Annotated in this window: 20 protein-coding genes; 11 read left to right on the forward strand and 9 right to left on the reverse strand. The window is 72.6% G+C overall.

Annotation, left to right across the window (positions count from 1 at the left end):
• The first annotated feature begins 102 nt into the window (after positions 1-102).
• Positions 103-738: a TetR/AcrR family transcriptional regulator gene (locus ACZ6MA_RS16895; RefSeq protein ID WP_469434469.1), complete on the forward strand. Its 636-nt coding sequence runs from the start codon at positions 103-105 to the stop codon at positions 736-738.
• Between the two features lie 37 nt (positions 739-775).
• On the opposite strand, the gene ACZ6MA_RS16900 is transcribed toward ACZ6MA_RS16895, so the two are convergent.
• From ACZ6MA_RS16900 to ACZ6MA_RS16920, 5 genes are all read right to left on the reverse strand, one after another.
• Positions 776-2,479, reverse strand: a complete 1,704-nt coding sequence (locus ACZ6MA_RS16900) for an acyl-CoA mutase large subunit family protein (protein ID WP_469434471.1) — start codon at positions 2,477-2,479, stop codon at positions 776-778.
• 147 nt (positions 2,480-2,626) lie between these two features.
• Positions 2,627-2,962 (reverse strand): DUF3817 domain-containing protein, encoded by a 336-nt coding sequence (locus tag ACZ6MA_RS16905; protein ID WP_469434472.1) that lies wholly within the window; start codon positions 2,960-2,962, stop codon positions 2,627-2,629.
• Positions 2,963-3,151: 189 nt separating this feature from the next.
• The gene (locus tag ACZ6MA_RS16910) at positions 3,152-3,673 is read right to left on the reverse strand and encodes a MarR family winged helix-turn-helix transcriptional regulator (protein ID WP_469434474.1); all 522 of its coding nucleotides are present in this window, start codon (positions 3,671-3,673) and stop codon (positions 3,152-3,154) included.
• A gap of 408 nt (positions 3,674-4,081) precedes the next feature.
• Positions 4,082-4,426 carry a hypothetical protein gene (locus tag ACZ6MA_RS16915; protein ID WP_469434476.1) on the reverse strand — a complete coding sequence of 115 codons (345 nt, stop codon included), beginning with the start codon at positions 4,424-4,426 and terminating at the stop codon, positions 4,082-4,084.
• Positions 4,427-4,457: 31 nt separating this feature from the next.
• Positions 4,458-5,672 carry an MFS transporter gene (locus tag ACZ6MA_RS16920; RefSeq protein WP_469434477.1) on the reverse strand — a complete coding sequence of 405 codons (1,215 nt, stop codon included), beginning with the start codon at positions 5,670-5,672 and terminating at the stop codon, positions 4,458-4,460.
• Positions 5,673-5,742: 70 nt separating this feature from the next.
• On the opposite strand from ACZ6MA_RS16920, the gene ACZ6MA_RS16925 reads away from it, so the two are divergent.
• Positions 5,743-6,726, forward strand: a complete 984-nt coding sequence (locus ACZ6MA_RS16925) for an ArsR/SmtB family transcription factor (RefSeq protein ID WP_469434479.1) — start codon at positions 5,743-5,745, stop codon at positions 6,724-6,726.
• A 133-nt stretch (positions 6,727-6,859) separates the two neighbouring features.
• Here the strand turns inward: ACZ6MA_RS16925 and ACZ6MA_RS16930 are convergent, their stop codons facing one another.
• Positions 6,860-7,156 carry an MTH1187 family thiamine-binding protein gene (locus ACZ6MA_RS16930; RefSeq protein WP_184732477.1) on the reverse strand — a complete coding sequence of 99 codons (297 nt, stop codon included), beginning with the start codon at positions 7,154-7,156 and terminating at the stop codon, positions 6,860-6,862.
• Positions 7,153-7,497, reverse strand: coding sequence for a DUF3817 domain-containing protein (locus ACZ6MA_RS16935; RefSeq protein ID WP_469434480.1), 345 nt, complete (start codon positions 7,495-7,497; stop codon positions 7,153-7,155). Before ACZ6MA_RS16935 ends, ACZ6MA_RS16930 begins: the two co-directional genes overlap by 4 nt.
• 209 nt (positions 7,498-7,706) lie before the next feature.
• Between ACZ6MA_RS16935 and ACZ6MA_RS16940 the strand changes: the two genes are divergently transcribed.
• The 7 genes from ACZ6MA_RS16940 (at position 7,707) to ACZ6MA_RS16970 (ending at position 12,460) form a co-directional block, all read left to right on the forward strand.
• Entirely contained in the window at positions 7,707-8,345 is a 639-nt protein-coding gene (locus tag ACZ6MA_RS16940; protein ID WP_370421542.1) for an AIM24 family protein, read from the forward strand.
• Entirely contained in the window at positions 8,345-8,995 is a 651-nt protein-coding gene (locus ACZ6MA_RS16945; RefSeq protein WP_469434481.1) for an AIM24 family protein, read from the forward strand. Before ACZ6MA_RS16940 ends, ACZ6MA_RS16945 begins: the two co-directional genes overlap by 1 nt.
• The gene (locus tag ACZ6MA_RS16950) at positions 8,992-9,756 is read left to right on the forward strand and encodes an AIM24 family protein (protein WP_469434483.1); all 765 of its coding nucleotides are present in this window, start codon (positions 8,992-8,994) and stop codon (positions 9,754-9,756) included. The genes ACZ6MA_RS16945 and ACZ6MA_RS16950 overlap by 4 nt, the downstream gene beginning before the upstream one ends.
• A 101-nt stretch (positions 9,757-9,857) precedes the next feature.
• Positions 9,858-10,334 (forward strand): MarR family winged helix-turn-helix transcriptional regulator, encoded by a 477-nt coding sequence (locus ACZ6MA_RS16955; protein WP_469434484.1) that lies wholly within the window; start codon positions 9,858-9,860, stop codon positions 10,332-10,334.
• 270 nt (positions 10,335-10,604) lie between these two features.
• A complete protein-coding gene (locus ACZ6MA_RS16960) occupies positions 10,605-11,012 on the forward strand; it encodes a VOC family protein (RefSeq protein ID WP_469434485.1) in 408 nt (135 codons plus the stop codon).
• Between the two features lie 231 nt (positions 11,013-11,243).
• Positions 11,244-11,666 (forward strand): hypothetical protein, encoded by a 423-nt coding sequence (locus ACZ6MA_RS16965; RefSeq protein WP_469434487.1) that lies wholly within the window; start codon positions 11,244-11,246, stop codon positions 11,664-11,666.
• A gap of 86 nt (positions 11,667-11,752) precedes the next feature.
• Positions 11,753-12,460, forward strand: a complete 708-nt coding sequence (locus ACZ6MA_RS16970; protein WP_469434488.1) for a DUF6766 family protein — start codon at positions 11,753-11,755, stop codon at positions 12,458-12,460.
• Positions 12,461-12,564: 104 nt separating this feature from the next.
• Here ACZ6MA_RS16970 and meaB read toward each other — a convergent pair whose 3' ends face one another.
• Both meaB and ACZ6MA_RS16980 read right to left on the reverse strand, forming a co-directional pair.
• A complete protein-coding gene (gene meaB / locus ACZ6MA_RS16975) occupies positions 12,565-13,536 on the reverse strand; it encodes a methylmalonyl Co-A mutase-associated GTPase MeaB (protein WP_469434490.1) in 972 nt (323 codons plus the stop codon).
• Between the two features lie 71 nt (positions 13,537-13,607).
• Positions 13,608-14,819, reverse strand: a complete 1,212-nt coding sequence (locus ACZ6MA_RS16980) for an acetyl-CoA C-acetyltransferase (RefSeq protein WP_469434491.1) — start codon at positions 14,817-14,819, stop codon at positions 13,608-13,610.
• A 137-nt stretch (positions 14,820-14,956) separates the two neighbouring features.
• On the opposite strand from ACZ6MA_RS16980, the gene mce reads away from it, so the two are divergent.
• Together mce and scy are read left to right on the forward strand one after the other, a co-directional pair.
• Positions 14,957-15,397, forward strand: a complete 441-nt coding sequence (gene mce / locus ACZ6MA_RS16985) for a methylmalonyl-CoA epimerase (RefSeq protein WP_469434492.1) — start codon at positions 14,957-14,959, stop codon at positions 15,395-15,397.
• Positions 15,398-15,572: 175 nt separating this feature from the next.
• Positions 15,573-20,393, forward strand: coding sequence for a polarized growth protein Scy (gene scy, locus ACZ6MA_RS16990; RefSeq protein ID WP_469434494.1), 4,821 nt, complete (start codon positions 15,573-15,575; stop codon positions 20,391-20,393).
• The last annotated feature ends 64 nt before the right edge of the window (positions 20,394-20,457 follow it).

Raw genomic sequence — 20,457 nt, forward strand, 5'->3', positions numbered from 1 at the left:
TTTCCGGTGATCTGCCTCACGGACAGGCGCACACAGGGGGCGCACGAAGCGACGGGTGAGGAGCACGGGCCGTCGGCCGTACTCACGGGTAAGGTCGCGGGCATGACTCCCGCCTCCCCCTCCGGGCGTCGCACGGGCCGCCCGCGCAGCGCCGAGACCGACCGCGCGATCCTCGACGCGACGCGCGCGGCGCTGGTCGAACTCGGCTGGGGAAAGCTGACGCTGGGCGATGTGGCGGCCCGCGCCGGGGTCGCGAAGACCACCCTCTACCGGCGCTGGGCGGGCAAGAGCGAACTCGTCGTGGACGCCGTGGCCGCCCTCTTCGACGACCACTTGGACCTTCCCGACCTGGGCAGCCTCCAGGCCGACATCGAGGGCGTCGTCCTGCGGTTCGCCGCCCTGCTGGAGCGCCCGGAGACGAAGACGGCGCTGATGGCCGTGGTGGCCGAATCCACCCGCGACGAGGCCCTGCGCGCCCGGATCCGCTCCGCGATCGTGGACCGCCAGAAGACGCTGGTGCTGCTGGGGCGGGAGCGTGCGCAGGCACGCGGCGAACTGCCCCCCGAGCCGGACCCGGCCGCGGCCGGCCGCGACGCGGACCTGATCTTCGACGTGATCGCCGGCGCGGTGGTGCACCGCACGCTGGTCAGCGCGGAGCCGGTGGACGAGGAGTGGGCGCGGAGTTTCGCGGCGCTGGTGGTGGGCGGACTGGCGCAATCAAGCCCGTCCGGCGTCTGAGGACCGGGGTCCGGGGCGGAGCCCCGGACAACAGCCGTCAGAATCCCGCCGGCTCGACGTACGTCCCCCACTCGTCCCGCAGCACGTCACAGATCTCCCCCAGCGTGGCCTCGGCCCGCACCGCCTCCAGCATCGGCTCGATCATGTTGGAGCCATCCCGCGCGGCATCCAGCATCGCGCTCAGCGAGGCCCGCACCTTCGCGTCGTCGCGCCCGGCCTTGCGCCCGGCCAGGACCCGGACCTGCTCCCGCTCCACCTCGTGGCTGACCCGGAGGATCTCCAGGTCGCCGGTCACCGACCCGTGGTGGCAGTTGACGCCGACGACGCGCTTGTCGCCCTTCTCCAGGGACCGCTGGTACTGGAAGGCGGACTCGGCGATCTCGCCCGTGAACCAGCCGTCCTCGATGCCGCGCAGGATGCCGGACGTGATCGGGCCGATGGGGTGCTCGCCGCCGTCCCGCACGGCACGGGTGCCGCGCTCGCGGATCTGCTCGAAGATCTTCTCCGCGTCGGCCTCGATCCGGTCGGTGAGCTGCTCGACGTACCAGGAACCGCCCAGCGGGTCGGCGACGTTGGCGACGCCGGTCTCCTCCATCAGCACCTGCTGGGTGCGCAGGGCGATCTCGGCGGCCTGCTCGCTGGGGAGGGCGAGGGTCTCGTCGAGGGCGTTGGTGTGGAGGGAGTTCGTGCCGCCGAGGACGGCGGACAGGGCCTCCACGGCCGTGCGGACGACGTTGTTGTACGGCTGCTGCGCGGTCAGTGACACGCCCGCCGTCTGGGTGTGGAAGCGCAGCCACTGGGCCTTGTCGGTCTTGGCGCCGTAGACGTCCCGCATCCAGCGGGCCCAGATGCGGCGGGCCGCGCGGAACTTGGCGATCTCCTCGAAGAAGTCGAGGTGCGCGTCGAAGAAGAAGGAGAGGCCGGGCGCGAACGTGTCCACGTCCAGACCCCGGGAGAGCCCGAGCTCCACGTAGCCGAAGCCGTCGGCGAGGGTGTACGCCAGCTCCTGCGCGGCCGTGGCCCCGGCCTCGCGGATGTGGTAGCCGGAGACGGAGAGCGGCTTGTAGGCGGGGATGGCGCGGGCGCAGTGCTCCATCAGGTCGCCGATCAGGCGCAGGTGCGGCTCGGGCGGGAAGAGCCACTCCTTCTGCGCGATGTACTCCTTGAAGATGTCGGTCTGGAGCGTGCCGTTGAGCACGGCGGGGTCGATGCCCTGCCGCTCGGCGGCGACCAGGTACATGCAGAAGACGGGCACGGCGGGGCCGCTGATCGTCATCGAGGTCGTCACGTCACCGAGCGGGATGTCCTTGAAGAGGACCTCCATGTCGGCGGCGGAGTCGATGGCGACACCGCAGTGGCCGACCTCGCCGAGCGAGCGCGCGTCGTCGGAGTCGCGGCCCATGAGGGTCGGCATGTCGAACGCGACCGAGAGTCCGCCGCCGCCCGCGGCGAGGATCATCTTGTACCGCTCGTTGGTCTGCTCGGCGTTGCCGAAACCGGCGAACTGGCGGATCGTCCACGTCCGGCCGCGGTAGCCGGTCGCGTGGAGCCCCCGGGTAAAGGGGTACTCGCCGGGCCAGCCGATCCGCTCGAACCCCTCGTAGGAGTCGCCGGGGCGGGGCCCGTAGACCGGGGCGACCTCATCACCGGAGAGCGTGGTGAAGTCGGCGTCCCGCTTGCGCGCCGCGTCGTAACGGGCCTGCCATCGGTTGCGCCCTGCCTCGATCGCCTCTGCGTCCATAACGCTGCCTGCCGCCTCTCGCGCTGCCCGCCGCCTCGCGGGGCCAGATTTACTAGGACGTCCTAGTAAATGGTCGCGCACAAACGCCCCGGACACAAGGCTTGTCCGGGGCGGTGTGGCGTCCGGCCGCGCGGGCCGGGGGCGGCGTCAGGCGCCGACGGGCTCCGCGCCGTCCGCGATCAGCGGCTCCACCTCGCGGACGACCTTGCGCTCGACGAAGAACGCGGCAGTGGGGATCGTCCCCGCGAGCAGGACCCACACGAGCTTGCCGAACGGCCACTTGGCCTTGGAGCCCAGGTCGAAGGCGAAGATCAGGTAGAGGACGTAGAGCCAGCCGTGCGCGATGCCGACGAGGCTGACGAAGCCGTCCGCGCCGTCCATCTCGAGCAGGTACTTGGCGACGACGCCGATCGTCAGCAGGACCAGCAGTACACCCGTGACGTACGCCAGGATGCGGTAACGGGTCAGCACGCTTCGTTTCACTGAGGGGTTCCTCGCAATTACCGTCTCGGAGCGGCCGCCTCCCGGACGGGAGACCACGGCAGTAGACGAGCGTAACGGCACGTTCCGGGGCGATCTTCGCCGCCCCTCCGGCTGCGCCCTCCGGCTGCGCCGTGCGATGCGGGCGCACCACCGCCGCTGCGCGGTGGTGCCCTCGATCGCCGGACGGGCTCAGTCGGCGGCGGGGGCGTCCTCGAAGTCGTTCGCCGCCACCCGCAGGGGCCGCAGCATGGTGAAGATCTCCGCGCACTCCTCCGCGTCGTACGCGCCGAGCCCGAAGTCCATGGCCATCAGATCGCGCGTGGCGGCCTCGACGACCTCGCGCCCCTTGTCGGTGATCGAGGCGAGCGTGCCGCGCCCGTCGTTGGGGTTGGGCCGCTTGTCGACGAAGCCGGCGGTCACCAGCCGGTCGACGGTGTTGGTGACCGAGGTCGGGTGGACCATCAGCCGCTCGCCGATCTTCGACATCGGCAGCTCGCCCGCCTTGCTGAACGTGAGCAGCACCAGGGCCTCGTAGCGCGCGAAGGTCAGCCCGTACGGCTTGACGACCGCGTCGACCTGGCCGAGCAGGATCTGCTGGGCGCGCATGATCGAGGTGATGGCGGCCATGGAGGGCACGGATCCCCAGCGCTGCTTCCAGAGCTCGTCGGCTCGGGCGATGGGATCGAAGGGAAGGCTGAGGGGCTTCGGCACGCCACCGAGGGTACCGGGCGGCCATATCTTGGTCGCTGCTATCTCGCACTTCGGACGCGCTTGCCCTGGCCGGGCGGGTTGTGCCGCCTGCGGCGGCGAGCGCCTTGCCGGCGCGTCCTCAAGCGCCGGACGGGCTTGATTCGGCTGGTCTCAGCCGCCAGCGCGGGCAGCGATTTGGCCGGCCTCAGCCATTCCAGCCCGTCCGGCGATTGAGGACCACCGCCGCGCAGCGGTGGTGCCGACGGACTCCGGCGGTTCGTCGGCCACCGGCCGGTCGTGCCGCCTGCGGCGGCGAGGCGCCCTGCGGGCGCGTCCTCAAACGCCGGACGGGCTGGATGTGGCGGGCCTCAGAGGACACCGCCGCGCGCAGCGGAGGGCGCCACACGCGACAACCCAAAGGCCTACGGCCTACCTCGGCTTCGCCTCGTTCACCAGAGCCACCGCAGCCCGCAGACTCAGGCCGCGTTCCGCCTGCCGGACCGCCTTGACCGCGTGGATCTCCTGCTCGACCGGGTCCACTCCCGCCTTCGCGAGAACACCCCGCACCCACGCGACGCGTGCCTCCGCCTCCGAGCGGGCCCCGTACCGGTCGACCAGCGCGGCGGCGCGCTCCAGGCCCGGACGTTCCGCGTCGCTCGCAACCTCCAGTGCCTCGCGTATCGCGTCGGCGACCGCTTCGGTGTCGCGCAGCACGAGGACCTCGTGCTCGATCCCGGTCTTCCGGCCGCCGTTGCCGCTCAGGAACTCCAGCATCAGGAGTCACCCCCACCTTGTTTGATCTTGGTCAGGACGCCGAGCGTACGACAAGCCGCACCACGGCTCCCACCGCCGCCGTGCCCAGCAGTCCCACCCCCGCCACCACCCCGTGCACCGGTGCGTATTCCGCCGCGACGCCCGCCAGTGCCATGCCCAGTCCCTGGATCGTCATCGTCCCGGCCGTCTGGAGCGTCATCGCCCGTCCGCGCAGTTCTTCCGGCACGGCCGCGACGAACCACTGGTCCAGGCCGAGCGTGTACGCCATGCCCGTGCCGGCCAGTGCCACGAGCAGCAGGGCCCACCCCAGCGACGGCCGGAACACGTAGGCGAGAAACGGCAGCAGGGTCACGGCCGCCACCGGCAAGGTGATCCGCTCCCGGGCCCGGGCGCTGAGCGCCCACCCCGCGAGCACTTCCCCCACGATCGAACCCACCGGCATCCCGCACATCAGCAGCCCCAGCCCCACCGGCCCCGCCCCGATCGCGTCCGCGTACGGCGCCGCGAGCGCCTCCGGAGCGACGAGGAGGAACGGCGGTACCCAGGAGAGCAGCAGCAGCGCCCGGACGCGCCGGTCGGCGAAGAGCCGCCGGGCGCCCGACAGCGAGGACTTCACCAGCGCCCCGCCCGCGCCCGTACGCGCGGGCCGCCGGCGCGTCCCGAAGCGCAGCAGTACGGCCGAGCCCAGGAATCCGGCGACCGTGGCCACCAGCACCGCGCGCGGTGACGCCACCGTCAGCAGGACCCCGCCCGCCGCGAACCCGGCGAGCTGCGCGCCCTGCGACACGATCCGGATCAACGAGCGCCCCAGCACGAAGAGTTCGCCCTCGCCGAGGATGTCCCCCAGGGTCGCCGCCCTGGTCCCGCCGAAGACGGGTGCGATGGCGGCGAGGACACAGCGCAGGGCGAGCAGCCCGGCTATCGGGGTGCCGGGCAGGGCCATGGTCGCGGCGGCCGCCGCGCACAGCAGGTCGCAGACGACGAGCACCCGCCGGGCGGGGTACCGGTCGGCTGTGCCGGACAGCAGCGTGCCGCCCGCGACGTACGGCAGGAAACCGAGGGCGAAGGTCAGCGCGGTCAGCATCGGCGAGCCGGTCAGCCGGTAGACGAGGACGGAGAGCGCGATCTCCCCGACGACGATGCCGAGCAGGGACAGCAGGTGCGCGGCGAAGACGGCGCGGAACTCCCGGACGGCGAAGACGGCGGCGTAGCCGACGGCGGGCGGGGCGGTGGTGGCGGAAGACATGCCGGTCAGCGTGGCGAGCCCGGCACCGGACCACTAGTGTTTCGGCCGGAGCCGAATGCCTGGGGGGCGCATGGCGTTTCATATGCGGTTCGGGGCCGACGATCTGTTGCGCTGCCGGTTCGGGATCTCCCCGCTCTGGGAGACCCACCAGGCGCTGTACACCCTGCTGCGCCCCGAGCGGCACGGCTACCACCTGCCGTGGCTGCGGCGGATGCGGGAGGCCGCCGGCCGGCTGGATCTCACGTCCATGGCGCTGCTGGCCCCCGCCGCCCCCGGCGGCTATCACCCGGACTTCCTCTGCCCGCCGCCGATGGGCCCCTTGGCGTCGTTCGAGGACGAGCTGACGCGCGTACGGGCCACCGATCCGGCCGTCGTCCGCGCGGAGCTGGCGCGGTCGATGGCCGACACCCCGGGGGCGGCCGGGTCCGCGCCCGGCCGGGCCCTGCTGGCCGACCCCGAACGTGCCCTCGGTGAGCTGACCGGTCTGCTGGAAGATGCCTGGCACACCCTGCTCGCCCCCGTCTGGCCGAGACTGCGCGCCCTGCTGGAGGCGGACGTGGCCTTCCATACGCGGCGGCTGGCGGAAGGCGGCCTGGAGCGGCTCTTCGCCGCTCTGCATCCACGGCTGACCTGGTCGGACGGCACCCTGACGCTCACCCGTCGCGGCGATCACGTGCGGGAGCTGGGCGGGCAGGGCCTGATGCTGGTGCCGAGCGTCTTCGCGTGGCCGGAGGTCATCGGCGGCTTCGATCCGCCCTGGCAGGCGACCGTGATCTACCCGGCGCGCGGCATCGGCGGTCTGTGGTCCGAGCCGGAGGCACGGCCGTCGGACGCGCTCGTCCGCCTGCTGGGCCCGCACCGTGCCGCCGTCCTGTCCGCCCTGGACGAGCCCGCCTCCACCACCGCCCTGGCCCACCACCACGGCCTCGCCCCGTCGTCGGTCTCCGCCCATCTGTCGGTACTGCGCGCCGCCGGCCTCCTGACGTCCCGCCGCCATGGCCACCAGGTCCTGTACGAGCGCACTCCCTTGGGGATGGCGCTGGCCGGGAGATGAAGCACCCGGCCGGCACCATCCGCCGCGCGACTCGTCGCGCGGCGCGCCGCATCGGCTCACGCACGCGCGAAACGGCCCGGCCCGGGGCGCGCACACTGCGCGCCCCGGGCCGGGCCGTTGACCACACTCCCGGTCACCCCTCGGAGAGGTACCGCTCCACCGTGTCGACCTTCGACGTCAGTCCGTTCGTCACGCCCGGCCGGATGTCCGCCTTCAGCACGAGCGAGACCCGGCCGCACCGGGCCTCGACGGCGGCCACCGCGCGCTTGACGACGTCCATGACCTCGTCCCACTCGCCCTCGACGGACGTGAACATCGCGTCCGTGCGGTTCGGCAGCCCGGACTCGCGCACGACGCGCACCGCGTCGGCCACGTACTCGCCGACGTCCTCACCCACGCCCAGCGGGGAGACGGAGAAGGCGACGATCATGCGTTGACCACGCCTTCCTTGCGGGCGCGGGCGGCGATGACGCTCGCCTCGGCCTCACGGCGCAGCATCCGGTCGGCGAAGAAGCCGCCGGTGGGCAGGACGGAGAGGACGAAGTAGAGGGCGGCGGTCTTCAGGGGCCACTTGGTCTTGTTCCAGGCGTCCAGCCAGAAGAGCACGTAGACGAGGAACAGCGCGGCGTGGATGTAGCCCATCACGGGCACCGCGTTGAAGTCCGTGGTCCGCTTGAGCACCGAGCAGAGCAGCAGCAACAGGAAGGAGACGGCCTCCGGGGCGGAGACCAGGCGGAGTCGGCGCAGGGCGGATGCGGTCGTCATGTCCACGGGGGCACGCACCTTCGATAAGCGAGTGGCGGATCGGCTACGGCTTGTGAGGGCATTCACAAACCACCCCATTGTCGCAGCCCACAAGTGGATCACGTAGTCCGGGGCCGCCCTGAGCACCCACCGGTCTCCCTTCGGGACCTCTTCGGGACCGTTCCGGGACCGTGGGGCCTGTTGGAGCGGTATGTCCTGCCGCTAGCGTCTGGTCCGTGGCTCAGTTTCGGCTCCAAGGGAGCAAAGTCCTCGCCGTCGACATGGCGGGTGACGCGGTCAAGGCGAAGAACGGCGCCATGGTCGCGTACGAGGGCGAGATGACGTTCAAGAAGATGACCGGCGGCGGTGACGGCCTGCGCGGCATGGTCACCCGCCGGCTCACCGGCGAACAGATGGAAGTCATGGAGGTGAAGGGACACGGCACCTGCTACTTCGCCGACCGTGCGAGCGAGATCAACCTCGTCACGCTGCACGGCGACACGCTGTACGTCGAGTCGAGCAATCTGCTGTGCACGGACAGCGGCCTCCGCACGGGCACCTCGTTCACCGGCCTGCGCGGGGCCTCACAGGGCACCGGACTGTTCACGACCACCGTCGAGGGCTCCGGCCAGGCCGCGATCATGTCGGCCGGCACGGCCGTCGTCCTGCGGGTGACGCCGAACATGCCGCTCCAGGTCGACCCCGGCGCCTATATCGCCCACACCGGCAAGCTCAAGCAGCACTTCCAGTCCGGGGTGAACTTCCGGACGTTCATGGGCGAGGGCTCCGGCGAGGCCTTTCAGATCCGCTTCGAGGGCGAGGGGCTCGTCTACGTGCAACCCAGCGAGCGCAACACCATCGGGGGTGACGTCTGATGCCCTTCCGTCTGCTGAACTCGCGCATGGTCGAGGCGAGCGTCCTGCCGGGCCAGCGGCTCTTCAGCCAGCGCGGCGCCATGCTCGCCTACCGCGGCGACGTCTCCTTCACCCCCAGCATCACCGGCGGCCAGGGCGGCGTCATGGGGATGATCGGCCGCCGGATCGCCAACGAGGCCACCCCGCTGATGACCGTCGAGGGCAGTGGCACGGTCATGTTCGGCCACGGCGGTCACCACGTCTCGGTGATCGAGCTGTCCGGCGACACCCTCTACGTCGAGGCCGACCGGCTGCTCGCCTTCGACGGCACGCTCCAGCAAGGCACGATGTTCATGGGATCCCAGGGGGGTGTGATGGGCATGGTGCGCGGCCAGGTCACCGGCCAGGGCCTCTTCACCACCACCCTCAAGGGCCATGGGGCGGTGGCGGTGATGGCGCACGGCGGCTTCATCGAGCTGCCCATCACTCCGGGGCGCCCCGTCCACGTGGACCCGCAGGCCTACGTCGCCCACCGGGGCGACGTGCGCAACAAGCTCTCGACCGCCCTCGGCTGGCGCGAGATGGTCGGCCGCGGCTCGGGCGAGGGCTTCCAGCTGGAGCTGTCCGGCAGCGGCACGGTGTACGTACAGGCGTCGGAGGAGAAGCTGTGAACGGCCCGGTCATCCATGACGCGACCACGCTTCCGGTCGACGACAACGTCAATCCGTACACGTTCTCCGTCGACCTCGACGGCCAGTGGTTCCTGCAGAAGGGGAAGATGATCGCCTATTACGGGCGCATCGACTTCCACGGCATCGGCCACGGCCCCCTCGACCGTCTCATCCGCAGCAGCTTCCACTCCCCGCTGCACGCCTCGGACTGGGTCGTCGCCGAGGGCCGGGGCAAGATGCTCCTCGCGGACCGCAGCTTCGACGTCAACTCCTTCGACCTCGAAGACGGAAACCTCACCGTTCGCTCGGGCAATCTCCTCGCCTTCCAGCCCTCGCTGTCACTGAAGCAGTCGATCATCCCCGGCTTTCTGACGCTCATCGGCACGGGCAAGTTCGTGGCGGCCTCCAACGGCCCGGTCCACTTCGCCGAACCCCCGATCCGCGTCGATCCCCAGGCCCTCGTCGGCTGGGCCGACTGCCCTTCCCCCTGCCACCATTACGACCACCAGTACCTGACGGGCGTCCTCGGCGGGGTCCGCTCCCTGACCGGGCTCGGCGGCACGTCGGGCGAGGAGCACCAATTCGAGTTCGTCGGTGCCGGCACGGTCCTCCTGCAGTCCACCGAACAGCTGATGGAGGAGCGGAACGCGGGCGTCACCCCACAGCAGGACGGCGTTCCGAACGCAACCCCGGCAAACCAGCCAATGACACCCCGGATGCCCGGCCAGCTCGGTGACCTCCAGCGTCGCTTCGGGCTGTGAGCGGTACCCTGCGGAGGGTGACGTCGAACGAGTGATCCCTCAGCCCCGATCGCCACACCAACATTGGTTCATCTTTCAACTTTCTTAGGTAGAATCCATCTATGGACACCGAGAACGGCCCCCGTTGGCTCAGCGACGAGGAACAGCGCGCCTGGCGTGCCCACCTGGAGGTCAGCCGGCTGCTGATGCATCAGCTCGAACGGGACCTCCAGCCGTTCGGACTCACCAATAACGACTACGAGATCCTGGTCAACCTCTCGGAGTCCGAGGACCACCGGATGCGGATGAGCGACCTCGCCACCGCGACCCTCCAGTCCAAGAGCCGTCTCTCGCACCAGATCACCCGCATGGAGACGGCGGGACTCGTCCGCCGCGAGAACTGCGAGTCGGACCGGCGCGGCCTCTTCGCCGTCCTCACCGAACAGGGCTGGGAGACCATGCGCGAGGTCGCCCCGCACCATGTCACCTCCGTGCGCGAGCACTTCATCGATCTGCTGTCGCCCGAGGACCTCAAGGCGCTGCACTCCGCGCTCGCCCCGATCGCGCAGCGGTTGCGCACGGCGCGCGGCCGGGCCTGACCCTCTGCCGCCACCCGCCCGGATCCGGACCGGGCGCCGGGCGCCGTGTCGGTCCCGGTCCAGCTCCGGCTCTCCTGTCTCCTCGCACGCGGCGAGCGGGGCGCGCGGTCCGCGTCTTTCCTTGCGCACTCCCGGTGGCACGGGAAGTCCCGTCCGTGCGCCCGCCGTCACCGGGACGGCGGCCCCCGCCATGCGGTGGCCCCTGCGATGACGGAGAAAGGAGCACAGGGCGCAGCGCGCCTGAGAGCCGCCACCGCCGATGGAGGACCCATGCCGTTCGCCCCCTGCCTGAGCGTCAAGGACACCGCGACCAGCGTCGCGTTCTACAAGAAGCTCGGCTTCGACGTCGACTCCAGCACCGCCCGCCCCGGGGACGACATCCATATGCTGCTCTACCAGGGCGGATTCTGCGGGATGCTCTACAGCAACGCCGACTTGAAGAACTGGCTGCCGGTCCTCGCGGACACCCCCGTCGGCTTCGCCGGCATGTTCTACCTGGGCGTGGACGACTTCGACGGCGCCCACGAGCGGATCTCCCGGAACGCCGAGATCGTCAAGGACACCGGCACCGACCACACCGGGCAGCGCATGTTCTACTTCCGCGACCCGGACGGCTACGTCATCGGCATCAACGACCAGGCCGCCCTCAAGGCCAGCGACCTCGGCAAGTACGCCTGACCGACGGCCGTCACGGGGAGCCGCGCGCTCACCGTCGGCCAGGGGCCGCCGGCCGATCTGACCGAGACCCCGACCGGCCCGCTCCCGGCCCTGGTGAGGCCGCCGCGCCCCTTGGGCCGAACGGCCCAGGCCCAGCGTAGCGGGAGCGGCGACCGGGTACCCGTCCTCCACTGATCGACAGGGCGGACCACGGGCGGCGTCACCGGCCCGGGCCGGTGAGCGAGGTGGCCAGTGACCGGCCGACGGTTCGGCGTGGTGATCGCGGTGGTGGCCGTGTGCGCGGTGACCGTGTCCGCGGTGGGCGGGTGCGGCACCGTGGGCGAGCGCCGCGACGGCGCCAGGGCGGCCACCGCCGCCTTCGAGACGGCGCTGCGCGCGCGGCAGTACGCGGCGGTCTGCGCCGCCCTGGCCCCCGCCACCCGTGAGGAGCTGGCGCGGTCGGCCCGCACCTCGTGCGAGGAAGGCGTGGGGCAGGAGCGGCTGCCGCGGGGCGGTGCCGTCCGGCAGGTCGACGTGTACGGCAACCAGGCCCGTGCCGTCCTCGCGACGGACACCGTGTTCCTGTCGCACTTCCCCAACGGCTGGAAGATCACCGCGGCGGGCTGCGAGGAACGCCCGGAGAAGCCGTACCGGTGCGAGATCAAGGGCGGGTGACCGCGGATGAGAGTGATGTTCATCGGCATTCTGCTGGTCATCGCCGGCGGCCTGGCGTATTTCACGACGCTGGGGCTGATGTACCGATGAGCCGCCCGACGGAGAGGAACGCCCGGTCCGGTGGCGGTTTCCTGCGCGAGAACGGGCTCGGCCTGGCCTTCGGCACCGGCTTCCTGCTCGCGCTCGTCGGCCAGGCGTTCGCCGGGCACGCCGAGTTCAACCAGCAGCTCGCCGACGAGGGCCTGGCCCGCGTCGGCTTCGGCGCCTATCTGACGTCCTCCGACTTCGCGGTCGACGTCACCGAGAACTGGCAGTCGGAGTACCTGCAGTTCTTCCTGTACATCTTCGTCACCGTGTGGCTCGTGCAGCGGGGTTCGCCCGAGTCGAAGAAGCCGCACCAGGCCGGCCCGGAGTCCGACAAGGACCAGATGGTCGGCCCGCACGCCAAGGAGGACTCCCCCCGCTGGGCCAGGGCCACCGGCTGGCGCCAGAGCGTCTACGCGGCCTCGTTGGGCTGGGTCATGGGTGTCATCTTCCTGCTGTGCTGGCTCGCCCAGTCCATCACCGGGGTGGCGGCCTACAACGAACGCCAGTTGCGCGAACTCCAGGCCCCGCACAGCTGGGGCGAATACCTTCTCCTGCCGGACTTCTGGGACCGCACCCTGCAGAACTGGCAGTCCGAACTGCTCGCCGTCGCCTCCATGGCGGTGCTGTCGATCTACCTGCGCCAGCGGGGCTCCCCGGAGTCCAAGCCGGTGGGCGCGGCCCACACGGCGACGGGCATCGAGGGCTGACGGCGGCTTCGGCCCGCCCGGCGGGAGGGACGAATCCGAGCGCGGGCGAGGGCCGGGGACGTACGCCGGTCCGCGCCCGCCCGTGCGACGGCCGCGCGCCCGGCCTACTCCCCCGGCGGAGCCGACTCCGTGAGGCCCGCCACCAGCTCGTCCGCCGCCGCGTACGGGTCCAGGTCGCCGGCGACGATGCGCTCCGCCAGCGCGTCCAGGCGGCGGTCGCCGTGCAGGTCGCCGATGCGCTCGCGCAGGGCCGTGACCGCGATGGTCTCCACCTCGCGGGCCGCCCGCGTCGCGCGCCGCTCCGCGAGGACGCCGCGCTCCTCCATCCACGCCCGGTGCTTCTCCAGCGCCTCGACGACCTCGTCGAGGCCCTCACCGCGGGCGGCCACCGTCTTGACGATGGGGGGCCGCCAGTCGCCCGGGCCCCGGGACTCGCCGAGGCCCAGCATGTGGTTCAGCTCGCGGGCCGTGGCGTCGGCGCCGTCGCGGTCGGCCTTGTTGACGACGTAGACGTCGCCGATCTCCAGGATGCCCGCCTTGGCCGCCTGGATGCCGTCCCCCATGCCGGGGGCCAGCAGCACCACGCTGGTGTCGGCCTGGGAGGCGATCTCGACCTCGGACTGCCCCACGCCCACGGTCTCGACGAGGATCACGTCGCAGCCCGCCGCGTCCAGCACCCGGATGGCCTGGGGGGCGGCCCAGGCCAGACCGCCCAGATGGCCGCGGGTGGCCATCGAGCGGATGTAGACGCCCGGGTCGGAGGCGTGGTCGGACATCCGTACCCGGTCACCCAGCAGGGCGCCGCCCGAGAACGGGGAGGACGGGTCGACGGCGAGGACGCCGACCCGCTTGCCCGCCCGGCGGTAGGCGGCGACCAGACCCGAGGTGGAGGTGGACTTGCCGACGCCGGGCGAGCCGGTGAGACCGACGACGTACGCCCCGCCGGTCAGCGGGGCGAGCGCCGCCATCACCTCGCGCAGCTGCGGCGACGCCCCCTCGACCAGGGAGATCAGCCGGGCCACGGCCCGTGGCCGCCCTGCCCGTGCCTGCTCGACCAGCGTGGGGACGTCCGCCATGACTGCTCCGTTCCGATCCGATCCTTGAGGTCCGGGAAGGCCCGGACCCGTGTGCCGCCCGCCCGGGAGGGTCAGTTCCCCGGCACCCGGATGATCAGCGCGTCGCCCTGGCCGCCGCCACCGCACAGCGCCGCCGCGCCCACGCCGCCGCCGCGCCGCTTCAGCTCCAGCGCGAGGTGCAGCACGATGCGGGCACCCGACATACCGATGGGGTGCCCGAGCGCGATGGCTCCACCGTTGACGTTCACCTTTTCCGGGGACACCCCGAGGTCCTTCATTGACTGCACGGCCACCGCGGCGAACGCCTCGTTGATCTCGATGAGATCGAGGTCCCCGACCGCGAGCCCCTCCTTGCCCAGCGCGTGGTTGATCGCGTTGGACGGCTGGGACTGGAGGGAATTGTCGGGGCCGGCCACATTGCCGTGGGCGCCGATCTCGGCGATCCACTCCAGGCCCAGCTCCTCGGCCTTGGCCTTGCTCATCACGACCACGGCGGCGGCGCCGTCGGAGATCTGCGAGGACGTACCGGCCGTGATCGTGCCGTCCTTGGCGAAAGCGGGCCGGAGCTTGGCCAGCGACTCGGCCGTGGTCTCCGGGCGGATGCCCTCGTCCTTGCTGAAGATGACGGGCTCGCCCTTGCGCTGCGGGATCTCCACGGGGGTGATCTCCGCCTCGAAGAGGCCGTTCTTCTGCGCGGCGGCGGCGCGCTGGTGGGAAAGGGCGGCGATCTCGTCCTGCGCGGGGCGGGCGATGCCGAGCCGGGCGTTGTGCTTCTCGGTGGACTCGCCCATGGCGATGTTCTCGAACGCGTCCGTCAACCCGTCGTGCGCCATCGCGTCGAGCATCTCGATCGCGCCGTACTTGTAACCCTCACGGGACTTGGGGAGCAGGTGCGGGGCGTTGGTCATCGACTCCTGGCCGCCGGCCACCACGATGTCGAACTCGCCCGCGCGGATGAGCTGGTCGGCCAGGGCGATGGCGTCCAGCCCGGAGAGGCAGACCTTGTTGATCGTGAGGGCGGGCACGCTCATCGGGATGCCGGCCTTGACGGCCGCCTGGCGGGCCGGGATCTGGCCGGCGCCGGCCTGGAGCACCTGGCCCATGATCACGTACTGGACCTGGTCGCCGCCGATGCCCGCCCGGTCCAGGGCCGCCTTGATGGCCACCCCGCCCAGGTCGGCACCGGAGAAGGTGCGCAGCGATCCGAGGAGGCGGCCCATGGGAGTACGGGCGCCCGCGACGATCACGGAGGTCTTGTCGGTGGAACCGTTCGTACCGGTCATGAGGCGCGGCCCCTTCGAGCGGAGTGGGTTAACGATGGTTTCCGTCAATGTACTGAGCGGTACCCGCCCGGTCACCGGGCGGCGGGTGTGATCGCGCGCACGTTGCGTAACCGGCCCCACGGCGGTGCACTGGAGCCATGCTGACGCGAATCGACCACATCGGGATCGCCTGTTTCGACCTCGACAGGACTGTCGAGTTCTACCGTGCCACGTATGGCTTCGAGGTGTTCCACAGCGAGGTCAACGAGGAGCAGGGCGTGCGCGAGGCCATGCTCAAGATCAATGAGACGTCCGACGGCGGCGCCTCGTACCTCCAGCTCCTGGAGCCCACGCGGGAGGACTCCGCGGTCGGCAAGTGGCTTGCGAAGAACGGGGAAGGCGTCCATCACATCGCCTTCGGCACCGCCGACGTCGACGGTGATTCCGAGGCCGTACGGGACAAGGGCGTCCGGGTCCTCTACGACGAGCCGCGGATCGGTTCCATGGGCTCGCGGATCACCTTCCTGCACCCCAAGGACTGCCACGGTGTGCTCACCGAACTGGTCACCTCGGCGGCCGCCCCCGGGGCGGAGCACTGACCACCGCCTCCCCCGGCCGGTAGAGTGCAGGCTCAGCCGGGGTACGGGTGGGGCCCGGCCCAGGCTGTACCGATGATCTGACACCATTTCTTCGGAAGGGCGGGCTCCGGGGTTCCACCAGTACGCAGGACGGGGCCGGCCGCCAACGCGACCAGGGGACGGATGGGACCGCGCAGTGCGGGGCAACGACCGCTACGAGGCTGACGACCACCTCTCGCAATTCGAAGCCGAGATGGAGCGGCTGAAGAAGGAGCGGGAGAAGGCGGTCCAGCACGCCGACGACCTCGGCTACCAGGTCGAGGTGCTGCGCGCCAAGCTCCACGAGGCGCGCCGCACTCTCGCCCACCGTCCGGCATACGACACCGCCGACATCGGGTACCAGGCGGAGCAGTTGCTCCGTAATGCCCAGATTCAGGCGGAACAACTGCGCACGGACGCCGAGCGCGAGCTGCGCGAGGCCCGGGCCCAGACGCAGCGTCTCCTCCAGGAGCAGGCCGAGCGCCAGGCCCGGATGGAAGCCGAGCTGCACGCCGAGGCCGTCGCGCGCCGGCAGCGGCTGGACGAGGAGCTCAACGAGCGCCGCCAGACCGTCGAGTCGCACGTCAACGAGAACGTCGCCTGGGCCGAGCAGCTGCGTGCCCGCACGGAGGCGCAGGCGCGGCGGCTGCTGGAGGAGTCCCGGGCGGAGTCGGAGGCCGCGCTGGCCGCCGCCCGCGCGGAGGCCCAGCGGCTGACCGAGCAGGCCCGGGCCCGGCTCGGGGCCGCCGCCGAGGAGGCGCGCGCCGAAGCGGAAGCGATACTGCGCCGGGCGCGCACCGACGCCGAGCGGCTGCTGACCGCCGCGTCCGCGCAGGCCCAGGAGGCCACCGACCACGCCGAGCAGCTGCGGACGGCCACGAGCGCGGAGTCCGACCAGGCCCGTACGACGGCGGCGGAGCTGACGCGCGGCGCCGAGGCGCGGATGCAGGAGGCCGACACGGCGCTGCGCGAGGCGCGCGCCGAGGCCGAGAAGCTCGTCACCGAGGCGAAGGAGTCCGCCGCCCGCCGGCTGACGTCGGCGGAGTCGGAGAACGAGCAGCGCACCCGTACCGCCAAGGCCGAGATCGCCCGGCTGGTGGGCGAGGCGACGAAGGAGGCCGAGGCCCTCAAGGCCGAGGCGGAGCAGTTGCGCGCCGACGCCCGCGCGGAGGCCGACCGGCTGCTGGCCGAGGCGTCCGACAACGCCCGCAGCGCCGCCGCGGAGGACTCCGCGGCGCAGCTCGCGAAGGCCGCCCGGACGGCGGAGGAGGTCCTCACCAAGGCGTCCGAGGACGCCCGCGCCGCGACGAAGGCGGCCGCCGAGGAGGCCGAGCGGATCCGCCGGGAGGCGGAGGCCGAGGCCGAGCGGCTGCGCGCGCAGGCGGCGGACACCGCCGAGCAGCTCAAGGGCGAGGCGAAGGACGACACCAAGGAGTACCGCGCCAAGACCGTCGAGCTCCAGGAGGAGGCACGGCGGCTGCGCGGCGAGGCCGAGCAGTTGCGGGCCGACGCCGTCGCCGAGGGCGAGCGGATCCGGGGCGAGGCGCGCCGTGAGGCCCTCCAGCAGATCGAGGAGGCGGCCAGCACCGCCGAGGAGCTGCTCGCCAAGGCGAAGGCCGACGCGGAGGAGACCCGGGCCGGCGCGAGTGCCGAGAGCGAGCGGGTGCGGGCCGAGGCGGCCGAGCGGGCCGCGGGCCTGCGCAAGCAGGCCGAGGAGGTGCTGGAGCGGTCCCGGGCCGAGGCCGAGGAGATGGCCGAGGAGGCCGAGGACCACGCGAGCCGTACCCGTTCCGAGGCGGCGGAGGCCGCCCGGCGGTTGCGCGAGGAGGCCGAGCGGGCCGCGAAGGCGCGGCGCGAGGAGGCGGACGCGGAGCTGACGCGGCTGCACACCGAGGCCGAGCAGCGGGTGGAGGCCGCGGAGACGGCGCTGCGCGAGGCCCGTACGGAGGCCGAGCGGCTGCGCCGGGAGGCCGCCGAGGAGACCGAGCGGCTGCGGACGGAGTCCGCGGAGCGGATCCGTACGCTCCAGGCGCAGGCCGAGACCGAGGCCGAGCGGCTGCGGGGCGAGGCCGCCGAGGAGGCGGCCGGGGCGCGTGCCGAGGCCGAGGCCGTGGCGTCGCGGCTGCGGGCCGAGGCCGCCACGGAGGCGGAGCGGCTGCGTGACGAGGCGCGGGAGAAGGCCGACCGGGTACGGGCCGAGGCGAACGCCGCGGCCGAGCGGACGGCCGCAGAGGCCGCCGAGGCCCTGACGGCCGCGCAGGAGGAGGCCGCCCGCCGGCGCCGCGAGGCCGAGGAGCTGCTCGGTGACGCCCGCGCGGAGGCGCAGGCCGAGCGTGCGGCGGCCCACGAGCAGAGCGAGGAGCTGCTCGCGTCGGCCCGTAAGCGGGTCACGGAGGCGCAGGAGGAGGCGCGCCGGCTGGTCGAGGAGGCCGAGCAGCGTGCCACCGAGCTGGTGGCCGCCGCCGAGCTGACGGCCCAGCAGGTGCGGGACGCGGTCGCGGGGCTGCACGAGCAGGCCGAGGAGGAGATCGCCGGGCTGCGCTCGGCGGCCGAGCACAACGCCGAGCGGACCCGTACCGAGGCGCAGGAGGAAGCGGACCGGGTCCGTGCCGACGCCTACGCCGAGCGGGAGCGCGGCGGCGAGGACGCGGCCCGGATGCGGGCCGAGGCGCAGGCGGCGAAGGACGCGGCAAAGGCGCAGGCGGAGCGGACGGTCGAGGAGGCCGTCGCCGAGGGGCAGCGGCTGGAGGCCGAGGCCGCCCGCACGCTGGACGAGGCGCGGGAGGCCGCGGGCGCCCGGCGCACCGAGGCCGCCGAGCAGGCGGACCAGTTGCTCGCCGAGGCCATGGCCGAGGCGGAGAAGCTGGTCACGGAGGCCGAGGAGACGGTCGAGCTGGCCCGGGCCGAGGCGGCCCGGACGGCGGACGAGGCCCGTAAGGCCGCCGACGCCAAGCGCGCGGAGGCCGCGGAGCAGGCCGACACCCTCGTGGTCGAGGCCACGATCGAGTCGGACCGGCTGCGGGCCGAGGCCGCCCAGGTGCTCGACGACGCCCGGGAGGCGGCGAACGCGCGGCGCACCGAGGCCGCCGGGCAGGCGGACGCCCTGCTGGCCGAGGCGACCGCGGAGGCCGAGCGGCTCGTGGCCGAGGCCACCGCGACGGTGGACGAGGCCCGCGCCAGTGCCGAGGCGCATCGCGCGGAGGCCGCCGAGCGGGCCGAGGCCCTCGTGGCCGAGGCGAACGCGCGGGCGGAGCGGCTGCGCGCGGAGGCCGCCCAGGCCCTCGACGAGGCCCAGGAGTTCGCCGAGACGCACAAGGCGGAGGCCACGGCCGAGGCCGAGCGGCTGGTCACGGAGGCCGAGCGGACGGTGGACGAGGCCCGGGAGGCCGCGAACGCGCACCGCACGGAGGCCGCCGAGCAGGCCGACGCGCTGCTCGCCAAGGCGACGGCCGAGGCCGAGCGGATGGTCTCGGACGCGTCGGCCAAGGCGCAGCAGATGCGTATCGACGCCTCCGACGCGCTCGCGACGGCCGAGCAGGACGCGGCGCGGGCACGCGCCGAGGCCCGCGAGGACGCGAACAAGATGCGGGCCGAGGGCCACGCCGAGGCCGAACGGATCGTCAACGCGGCGACCGAGCTGACCTCTTCCGCACAGGACGACGCGGACCGCATCGTCGACGAGGCCCGCGAGGCCGCGGGGGCGCGGCGTACGGAGGCGGCCGAGCAGGCCGACGAGCTGATCGCCGAGGCGACGGCCCAGGCCGAGCGGATGCGGGCCGAGGCCGAGGAGAGCCTTGAGACGGCCCGGGCCGAGGCGGCCCGGACGGCGGAGGCGGCCCGTCAGGCCGCCGACGCCCGGCGCACGGAGGCCGGCGAGCAGGCCGACGCGCTCATGGCGGAGGCAACGGCCGAGGCCGAGCGGCTGCGCGGCGAGGCCGCCAAGGCCCTGGACGAGGCCCGGGAGGCCGCGAACGCCCGGCGCACGGAGGCCGCCGAGCAGGCGGACGCCCTCGTCGCGGAGGCGACGGCGGAGGCCGAGCGGATGCGGCTGGAGGCCGAGGCCGCGCTCAACTCCGCGCAGGAGAACGCGAACAGCACGCGTGCCGACTCCGCGAAGATCAAGGCCGACGCGGTGCTGGAGGCGGAGCGGCTGCGGGCCGAGGCGCGGGCCGAGGGCGAGCGGACCATCGACCAGGCGCGGGACGCGGCCGCGCAGAAGCGCACGGAGGCCGCGGAGCAGGCGGACGCGCTGATCGCCAAGGCCCAGGAGGAGGCCCTGCGGGCCGCCGCGGCCGCGGAGGAGCAGGCCGACACCATGGTGGGCGCCGCCCGCCGGGAGGCCGAGCGGATCGTGAAGGAGGCCACCGGCGAGGGCAACGCGCTGGTGGAGCAGGCCCGTACCGACGCGAACACGATGCTCGCGGAGGCGCGCGGGGACGCGACGGCCATAAGGGAGCGGGCCGAGGAGCTGCGCTCGCGGCTCGAGGGAGAGGTCGAGGAACTGCACGACCGGGCCCGCCGGGAGGCGGCCGAGGCGATGCAGTCGGCCGGTGAGCGCTGCGACAAGCTCGTCGCGGCGGCCACCGAGCAGTTGGCGGCGGCGGAGGAGAAGGCGAAGAAGCTGGTCTCCGACGCCGGGGCCGAGGCCAACAAGGTCCGGATCGCCGCCGTGCGGAAGGCCGAGGGGCTGCTCAAGGAGGCCGAGCAGAAGAAGGCGGCCGCTGTACGCGAGTCCGAGCGCCTGCGCACCGAGGGTGCGGAGGAGGCCAAGCGGCTCGTGGAGGAGGGAAAGCGGGAGTTGGAGGTGTTGGTGCGCCGTCGGGAGGACATCAATGCCGAGATTTCCCGTGTCCAGGACGTGTTGGAAGCGTTGGAATCATTTGAGGCCCCGGGGGCAGGCGGCAGCAAGGACGGTGGGGTGAAGGCGGCTGCGGGCGCGGGGGCAACTCGATCGAGTGGCAAACAGTCCGAGAAGTAGCCACTCAAACGGGCGGACATTCTCCGGTTGTCCCTCCCATCCCCTCGTTGACACGCCGCTCGCA

Source organism: Streptomyces sp. NPDC042259 (assembly GCF_055582085.1).

Coding starts and splice junctions, on each gene's coding strand:
- mce (WP_469434492.1), top strand. CDS start 14,957: ATGCTGACGCGAATCGACCACATCGGGATCGCCTGTTTCGACCTCGAC.
- ACZ6MA_RS16945 (WP_469434481.1), top strand. CDS start 8,345: ATGCCCTTCCGTCTGCTGAACTCGCGCATGGTCGAGGCGAGCGTCCTG.
- ACZ6MA_RS16970 (WP_469434488.1), top strand. CDS start 11,753: ATGAGCCGCCCGACGGAGAGGAACGCCCGGTCCGGTGGCGGTTTCCTG.
- ACZ6MA_RS16955 (WP_469434484.1), top strand. CDS start 9,858: ATGGACACCGAGAACGGCCCCCGTTGGCTCAGCGACGAGGAACAGCGC.
- ACZ6MA_RS16900 (WP_469434471.1), bottom strand. CDS start 2,479: ATGGACGCAGAGGCGATCGAGGCAGGGCGCAACCGATGGCAGGCCCGT.
- meaB (WP_469434490.1), bottom strand. CDS start 13,536: ATGGCGGACGTCCCCACGCTGGTCGAGCAGGCACGGGCAGGGCGGCCA.
- ACZ6MA_RS16925 (WP_469434479.1), top strand. CDS start 5,743: ATGGCGTTTCATATGCGGTTCGGGGCCGACGATCTGTTGCGCTGCCGG.
- ACZ6MA_RS16930 (WP_184732477.1), bottom strand. CDS start 7,156: ATGATCGTCGCCTTCTCCGTCTCCCCGCTGGGCGTGGGTGAGGACGTC.
- ACZ6MA_RS16920 (WP_469434477.1), bottom strand. CDS start 5,672: ATGTCTTCCGCCACCACCGCCCCGCCCGCCGTCGGCTACGCCGCCGTC.
- ACZ6MA_RS16980 (WP_469434491.1), bottom strand. CDS start 14,819: ATGACCGGTACGAACGGTTCCACCGACAAGACCTCCGTGATCGTCGCG.
- ACZ6MA_RS16960 (WP_469434485.1), top strand. CDS start 10,605: ATGCCGTTCGCCCCCTGCCTGAGCGTCAAGGACACCGCGACCAGCGTC.
- ACZ6MA_RS16915 (WP_469434476.1), bottom strand. CDS start 4,426: ATGCTGGAGTTCCTGAGCGGCAACGGCGGCCGGAAGACCGGGATCGAG.
- ACZ6MA_RS16895 (WP_469434469.1), top strand. CDS start 103: ATGACTCCCGCCTCCCCCTCCGGGCGTCGCACGGGCCGCCCGCGCAGC.